Annotated in this window: 7 protein-coding genes; 4 read left to right on the top strand and 3 right to left on the bottom strand. The window is 65.3% G+C overall.

Annotated features, from left to right (window positions below):
- Nucleotides 1–80: 80 nt before the first annotated feature.
- Together ACWGIG_RS36280 and ACWGIG_RS36275 are read right to left on the bottom strand one after the other, a co-directional pair.
- Nucleotides 81–233, bottom strand: coding sequence for a hypothetical protein (locus ACWGIG_RS36280; protein ID WP_453325975.1), 153 nt, complete (start codon nt 231–233; stop codon nt 81–83).
- Between the two features lie 509 nt (nt 234–742).
- Nucleotides 743–1,177, bottom strand: a complete 435-nt coding sequence (locus tag ACWGIG_RS36275; protein ID WP_453325974.1) for a transposase — start codon at nt 1,175–1,177, stop codon at nt 743–745.
- A gap of 314 nt (nt 1,178–1,491) precedes the next feature.
- Between ACWGIG_RS36275 and ACWGIG_RS36270 the strand changes: the two genes are divergently transcribed.
- The 3 genes from ACWGIG_RS36270 to ACWGIG_RS36260 all read left to right on the top strand — a co-directional run bounded on the left by ACWGIG_RS36270 (nt 1,492) and on the right by ACWGIG_RS36260 (nt 3,162).
- Nucleotides 1,492–1,932, top strand: a complete 441-nt coding sequence (locus tag ACWGIG_RS36270; RefSeq protein ID WP_453325973.1) for a Pycsar system effector family protein — start codon at nt 1,492–1,494, stop codon at nt 1,930–1,932.
- Nucleotides 1,933–2,824: 892 nt separating this feature from the next.
- A complete protein-coding gene (locus tag ACWGIG_RS36265; protein WP_453325972.1) occupies nt 2,825–2,947 on the top strand; it encodes a hypothetical protein in 123 nt (40 codons plus the stop codon).
- Complete coding sequence (locus ACWGIG_RS36260) at nt 2,944–3,162, top strand: hypothetical protein (protein WP_453325971.1); 219 nt, start codon at nt 2,944–2,946, stop codon at nt 3,160–3,162. Before ACWGIG_RS36265 ends, ACWGIG_RS36260 begins: the two co-directional genes overlap by 4 nt.
- A 23-nt stretch (nt 3,163–3,185) precedes the next feature.
- On the opposite strand, the gene ACWGIG_RS36255 is transcribed toward ACWGIG_RS36260, so the two are convergent.
- Entirely contained in the window at nt 3,186–3,347 is a 162-nt protein-coding gene (locus ACWGIG_RS36255) for a hypothetical protein (protein WP_453325970.1), read from the bottom strand.
- A gap of 505 nt (nt 3,348–3,852) precedes the next feature.
- Here ACWGIG_RS36255 and ACWGIG_RS36250 point away from each other — a divergent pair.
- Complete coding sequence (locus ACWGIG_RS36250) at nt 3,853–4,911, top strand: pentapeptide repeat-containing protein (RefSeq protein WP_453325969.1); 1,059 nt, start codon at nt 3,853–3,855, stop codon at nt 4,909–4,911.
- Nucleotides 4,912–5,708: the final 797 nt, after the last annotated feature.

The following is a 5,708-nucleotide window of genomic DNA, read 5'->3' as shown; positions in this document are numbered from 1 at the left end:
CTTGGCGCCGAGCGCGGCAGCCTCCCGTACACGGCGCCTCAAGTCGGCCGGAGTGAGCGAGGTATCGGCTGCCGCACCCATCAGGCGCCGCCCTTCGGTATCGCTTCCAAATGGGAGCCCAGGCCGAACAGGTCGTCGTCGGCCTGCTGGAGGAGGTTGTCCTCCAGATCGGTAAGCAGGTGGGACTCCAAGTCCCGGACGTCATCGCATTCAGCGTCGAAGGTGGTGCTCATGCGCGCACCGTAGGCACGGGGCCGCAAAGTTCTCTCCGAGCTGATCATGGGCCGCTCTGATGCGGCAGCTGGCCGTGGCCCGGTACGGGGCTTCTTCCGCCTCGCGGTTCACGCTGCGACGCTTCTCGGCCTCTTGCCGTAAGGACTCTTCTGCGAGGGGCATGAGTATGGCCACCGGGAGCCAGGAGCTGGATGACGACGCCGTGGCTGGATGAGTAGCACCACTTGCTGCTGGGGCACGTGGTGAGTCGGCGTCCGGTCCCCGCCCCGGCCGGAGGTTCAGACCGTGCCGCAGCCGGACGGTTCCCCAAGGAGCCGTCACGACCTGCGGGTGTTGACGCCCCCGAACAGCAGCAGGCTGCTGCGCTAGCGCGACGGGGAACAACCTATTGACTCTGTTGGCGATCTTGCGAGGGGTCAGTTGGGGGCCACGCAGAGGGAGTGGGAATGGCTGGGGCTCGTCGGGGGCGGGTCGGTGATCCAGTCGGTGACTCGGGTGACGTTGCAGGTCAGGCCGGTGAGTACGTGCTCGACGTGTGTTCTTGGCCGCGGTAGTAGGTCCGGCGCGGGCCGCAGGTGCGGACGTTCCGGGAGAGGGGGGCTTCGATGCCGGCGCGGATCGCGTAGCGGCGCTGCCAGCCTTCGGTGTGCTGGTCCAGACGGTTCTGTTTCTGGATCTCGTGCAGTTCGCGGGTGGGTAGCAGTGCGGGTGAGCGGGGGCCATTGACCGTGTTGGTGCACTGGGGGCGGACGGGGCAGGCCAGGCGGGTGGATTTGTCGAACTTGACCTGGATGTAGTCGTGGCCGTTGATGTGCAGGGGGCGCCACTCGCGGCTGGGGTTGCCCTGGGGACAGCTGGCCCGGTGGCGGTCCCAGTCGACGGCGAAGGCGGCCTTGTCGAACCCGGCGATCTTGGACGAGAACCCGTCTACTGGGAGCTTCATCGTTGCGCTGGACTGCCCAACTCGCGGTCCGCGCCGCTGGCTTGGAAATGACTCAAGGCTGGTTCCAGGTGCCTCGGGTCGACCGGTCACAGCGGACGAGGGGAGGTCGTTGTCCGGCCCCACTGAAGATGAGGAAGTACGAAGCCCTGACGTACGTGTCACAGATTGAGCGAGTCGCCCCTTCGGCCCGCGGGCCGCTCAACTGATTGGCTCGCGGGCTACCGGTGGGTCGTCGCAGGTTGCCTTAACGATGGGCAGGTGGAACCAGCTCCTGCCAAGCTTCAGCGTGGGGCGTCCTTAAAGGGGAGGCGAAAATGGTTTCCCGTGCTGAGACTGAAGCCAGCATTGTGCGAAATGAGATGCAGAGTGCTAACACCCAGGCATCTGTGATGCTTGCTGTCGTAGCTATTACGGCAAGCGCGTTTGCGGGGCAGGCTGAAGGGCTTTTTCGGCACTCGTGGATCACAACCACCCTGGCCACTTTAGGAATCGTGGTGGCATCAGGCGCGGTCTGGCTGCTTCTGGATGTCGTTCTTCCTCGCCTGGACGCCTCTGGAAGGGGAAGCTTTCAGACGTGGGCCGAATACAACCGTGACCAGTTGCATGACGCGCTCACAGCTGACTTCCAGCTCGACGAGCTTCGAGTGCTGTCACGCATCGCCCTTGCGAAGTATCGGCGGCTCCGATGGGCTGGATACCTTCTGAGATTGAGCTTCCTTTTTCTTGCTGCAGCCAGCACTTTAGCTCTCCTGTGAAAGTGGCCTTCGCCCGCTCCTCCGCAGGCAGAGCACCGATGCCGGCCAGCAGGCGAGTGCAGTGGCGGCTTGGACCACGACGCGTTCGGCCTTCATGATCCTCAAGGCGAAGCTGCTGCCGATCGACCGGAGCGCTGTCGACACGCTGGACTGCTCCGGGAACACAAGTGCCACGGCATGAACGTCCAGCTCCTCACCGACCCCTTCGGGCAGCCGATCCGCCACGCCGGCGCTGCCCGGTTCCGCCCTTGGCCTGACTGCCGCCCGTACCCGCGGCATCGTCGACACTCGCGGAAGCTGGACTCAGATGCTGGGCCGACAAGGCGCATCGAGATGTCGGCGGTTCCATCCAGGTACCTCTACGCAGCCGTCGTCTCAAGAGGTGGCGGCGGGACGACAGCACTCACGTCAAATTTGCTGCCTCGGCGAGCAGGCGGCAGCCACAAAGAAAGGTGATGGCTCCCGCGGAAGCTTCACTGCAGTACGAACCGCATCACCAACCCCGTGAAAGCCCTCCTCGTCCTTCATCACGTATTAACGTGAGAGCGGAAAATGCTCCGTGAGTGCGCTCCGAAGAATTGTTGACACATGCTCCCCTGGGAGGCGTAGAGGGAAGTACTCAACGTTCGTGTGGCGAGCGCAAATTATGCGGTGAATTGGAACCTCCTCTTGGCGAACACAACAACCAGGATGGTGCTGTTCCTGCTGTCGCACCCTCGTTGGGAGCGGCGGCCTCGGTTCCAGAACTCTTCGAGGTAGGGGGAAAGATGGCTTGGACATCAGGCGGGGGCACCATCTCGCCAGGAGCAACAATGGAATGGTGGTTTCGTGGGGTGGGACTGGTGATGTCGGACCACAATTGATCCAGGCTCGTCCGAGCAATCCCAACGGGTTGCTGTTCACAACTGAGATCGGTGAGGTCCTGGACGGCAACAACCACCTCTCCTACCGAGCCAAGGTTCGCAACACCGGTCCCCTGGCGGTGACCTTCACCTGGCGGGGCGGGGGCGTGTGATCGTGGTCAAACTTCAGGTCCTGATCGACGAGTCAGGCAACGTTCTGGGTACTGCGCACGGGGCCATCCGGGCTGTCGAGGGCGAGGGACCAGAACAGGCAGGACTGCAAGCAGCGCCTGGGCAGTACCTCATCGAGGTGGAGGTCGAAGAAGGGATGGTCGAAGCCTCTGCAGCCGAGCTGCAAGCCCACATCAAGGCCACGCTCATCGGTTGAAACACCCTGAGCTTTTTCGAACCTCAGGTTGGGGCGTGGTGAAGGACGAGGACCGCCTTCACCACGTCGGTGATCCGGTTGGTGCACTCACTGCTGGTCAGCCCCTTGCGCTCGCCCGCGTCGACCTCGGCCTGCTTCACCCAGTCCCGCACCGCGGTCTCGGTCAGTTTCGAAGTCTCTGGCAACCTGCCCGACCGAACGGTCACCTCGCCGACACAGACCGACAATCTCGGCCTTGAACTCCGGCGTGAACGAACGATGAGGGCGCCGAGGCTTCTTCTTCCCCATGCTCTCCATGATGGACATCCTCCCGGGGCTGAACCCCAGATCTCGAATGTCCGTCAAAACGCATCAAGCCCATGTCGTCATGCGGGCTCACTACCCCGTCGGCATCTCATTTGACTACCCGCGTCGTGTCGCGCTTCTGCCCGGCTCCGGGCCGGTCGACCTGTACGCCGAGGTTTGTCCCGGGAATGTCACGTAACGGATGATCCGGCCCCACTGGGTACCGAAACCTGCTGAAGTGCTGTTATGGCCAGCCCCAACAGCAGGGCACGCATCGCGCAATTACGCCGCATGGCCCACCGGCCAAGTCGACACCCGACCAGAACGCCGTCTCCCGCTGCCCCAACAGCCCGCGCAGCAAGGCGCTCGCATCCGCCAGGCGCCGTTGCGGGCCAGGCGGACAGCGTGAACAGCGGGCGCTGGTGGACGAGACTTGAGCGCTCGGTGGCGCTGATGGTCAGCGTTTCCACCCTGTTGGTGGGCGGAGTTGCGCTGGTAACTGTCCGTCAGGTCAGCAGTGAGCAGCTTCTGACCCGCGACGGGCAGGTCACCGACCGCTACACCGCAGCGGTCAGCAACCTCGGCGACGACAACGAGGAAGTACGGCTCGGCGGCCTGTACGCGCTGCAGCGCATCGCCCAGGACTCCGCTCGCGACGCACCTACTGTCGTTCAGGTCATCTCCGCCTACGTCCGCAGCCATACCCTCCTGCCCAAGAAGGGCACCGCCCGGCCCGCCCAACCCACGAATGACGTCGCCGCCGCCTTGAGTATCCTCACCACCCCGCTGGACAAGCACGTAGCAGCGGACCTGCACGGCGCGGACCTGCACGGCGCCAAGCTGACCCGCGCGGACCTGCACGGCGCAGACCTGACCGATGCGAAGCTGGCCCATGCGAACCTGGCCGATGCGAACCTGACCGATGCAAACCTGACGGGCGCGAAGCTGCACGGCGTGGACCTGAGCAACGCGAACCTGCACGGCGTGGACCTGAGCAACGCGGACCTGACCGAAGCGAAGCTGTACGAAGCGAAGCTGCACGGCGCGAACCTGTACGGCGCGAACCTGATCGACGCGGGCCTGCCCGATGACCTGACCGGCGTGAACCTGCAAAGCGTGAACCTGACCGGCGTGATCCTGAACGACGCGAAGCTGACCCGCGCGAACCTGATCGACGCGAACCTGACCGACGTGAGCCTGGACGGCGCGACCCTGACCGACACGATCCTGTTCCGCGCGGACCTGACCGATGCAAACCTGTTCCGCGCGAAGCTGCACGGCGCGGATCTGAGCGAAGCGAAGCTGCACGGCGCGGATCTGAGCAACGCAGACCTGACCGAAGCGGACCTGAGCAACGCGGACCTGACCGAAGCGGACCTGTACGGTGCGGACCTGACCGGGGCGAAGCTGCACGGGGCGAAGCTGCGTGGTGCGGTTGGATACTCCCCGCCCGTGACCCAGTAGCGGGCGTGGGACGTGCGTGCTTCGGCGCCCGCTGGACCTCGGTGGGCGGCAAGGTGACTGCCTCTCGGCTCTGGCTATGGTCTGTCACAGCACACCCCCACCCCGGCCCTCCGGAACACCCAACCCGGATCACTTCACCTGCACACCACCCCTGAACAGGCCGAACCCCTGCCCTGCGGCTGAAAGAGCGCGGGGGACGAGCAAAAGCTGCGGTGCCCCGTGCGACGCGGGAAGGGAGGAGGTCCGCACGGGTTCGGTCAACTCAATGCGGTCCCGTTGGGTTGACCGGGCCGGTGAAGTCCAGGGCGCCGAAGACGCTGTACAGCACGTCGTACCTGCCCGGCCGGGCACGCATGTGCGCGGTCACGTCGCGTGCACGAGGTGCAGACGTGGTGCGAGGTGGGTGAACAGGCTGGTGGCCAGGGTGTGCTGGGTGGGTGAGGTATCGACGGCGTCCACACGGCCATCCCCCTTGCCTGTTGAGCTCCGCCCCGTACCAGGGCCCTGGTACACAGCATTTCGGCAATGCCCCACGGGCCGCACAAGTCGCTGAGCCACCGGTCCGGCAGTTCCCCGTCCCACCGCGCGCTCAGCACGACGGGGGTGAGGATCAGCACCGCGGGGGCAGGGCGCAGAACGCGGCGGCCCGGGTCGAGCGGCGGCCGTACGGCTCCGTATCCGGCGGATGGCGGTGCCCACCGCCGTGCCGACCGCCGAGCCCACCGCCGTTCCGGCCGCCGTGACAGAGGAATCGACCGGCTGACCTCGGAGCGGGGCTGCGCCCGTCCGGCCGGAGG

This window comes from Streptomyces sp. NPDC054863 (assembly GCF_053610825.1).
The sequence above is the reverse complement of the archived record's forward strand: the minus strand, read 5'-3'. Positions and strand labels throughout refer to the sequence as shown.